2 protein-coding genes are annotated in these 1,417 nt (G+C 66.2%); both read left to right on the top strand.

All coding sequences use genetic code 11. The annotated features are described in order from the left end of the window. Positions 1–588, top strand: a 588-nt coding sequence (locus ACIRU3_RS47775; protein WP_404070793.1) for an alpha-glucosidase C-terminal domain-containing protein, incomplete at its 5' end; no start/stop codon positions are given. After that, positions 585–1,417, top strand: an 833-nt coding sequence (locus ACIRU3_RS47770; RefSeq protein WP_404070790.1) for an alpha-amylase family glycosyl hydrolase, incomplete at its 3' end; no start/stop codon positions are given. The genes ACIRU3_RS47775 and ACIRU3_RS47770, both read left to right, overlap by 4 nt.

Here is a 1,417-nt window from a genome sequence, read left to right as displayed (position 1 = left end):
ATCCTGCACGCCTATCTGCAGCACGGCGGCCGGGCGGCCTTCGAGGTCCGCGCCGTGCTCGCCGCCACCCTCTCCCCCGCCTGGGGCATCTACAGCGGCTACGAGCTGTGCGAGAACACCGCACTGCGCCCCGGCAGCGAGGAGTACCTCCACTCGGAGAAGTACCAGCTCAAACCCCGCGACTGGGCAGCCGCCGCCCGCGAGGGCCGCACCATCGCCCCCCTCATCACCCGGCTGAACACCATCAGGCGCGGCAATCCGGCCCTGCGGCAGCTGCGCGACCTCCACTTCCATCACGCCGACCAGGACTCGGTGATCGCCTACTCGAAGCGGAGCGGATCGAACACGGTTCTGGTGGTCGCCAACCTCGACCCCCACCACACCCAGGAAGCCACGGTCTCGTTGGACATGCCGCAACTCGGCCTGGAACGGCACGAGTCCGTGCCGGTGCGCGACCTGCTCACCGGCGAGACCTATCACTGGGGCAGGGCCAACTATGTGCGACTCGAACCGGGTCGTCGACCCGCGCATATCTTCTCGGTTCTGCGACCGTCCTCCCCGCAGATCGGAGGGTCACCCACAATATGATCGTCAACGAGCCCGTCCCGGACACCTTCGAGGACACTCCGGCCAAGGACCGGGACCCCGAGTGGTTCAAACGTGCCGTCTTCTACGAGGTACTGGTCCGCTCCTTCCAGGACAGCGACGGCGACGGCATCGGCGACCTCAAGGGCCTGACCGCCAAACTCGACTACCTGCAGTGGCTCGGCGTCGACTGCCTCTGGCTGCCGCCGTTCTTCAAGTCGCCTCTGCGTGACGGCGGTTACGACGTCTCCGACTACACCGCCGTGCTCCCCGAGTTCGGTGACCTGGCCGACTTCGTGGAGTTCGTGGACGCCGCCCACCAGCGCGGCATGCGCGTCATCATCGACTTCGTCATGAACCACACCAGCGACCAGCACCCGTGGTTCCAGGAGTCGAGGCGGGATCCGGACGGTCCGTACGGCGACTACTACGTCTGGGCCGACGACGACAAGCAGTTCCAGGACGCCCGGATCATCTTCGTCGACACCGAGGCCTCCAACTGGACGTACGACCCCCTACGCAAGCAGTACTACTGGCACCGCTTCTTCTCGCACCAGCCGGACCTCAACTACGAGAACCCGGCCGTACAGGAGGAGATGATCTCCGCGCTGAAGTTCTGGCTGGACCTGGGCATCGACGGGTTCCGCCTGGACGCCGTGCCGTACCTGTACCAGCAGGAGGGCACCAACTGCGAGAACCTGCCGGCGACCCACGAGTTCCTGAAGCGGGTGCGCAAGGAGATCGACACCCAGTACCCGGACACCGTGCTGCTGGCGGAGGCCAACCAGTGGCCCGAGGACGTGGTCGACTACTTCGGCGACTACGCCTCCGG

It is taken from the genome of Streptomyces sp. NPDC101151 (genome assembly GCF_044768335.1).
GTDB lineage: Bacteria > Actinomycetota > Actinomycetes > Streptomycetales > Streptomycetaceae > Streptomyces.
The sequence above is the reverse complement of the archived record's forward strand: the minus strand, read 5'-3'. Positions and strand labels throughout refer to the sequence as shown.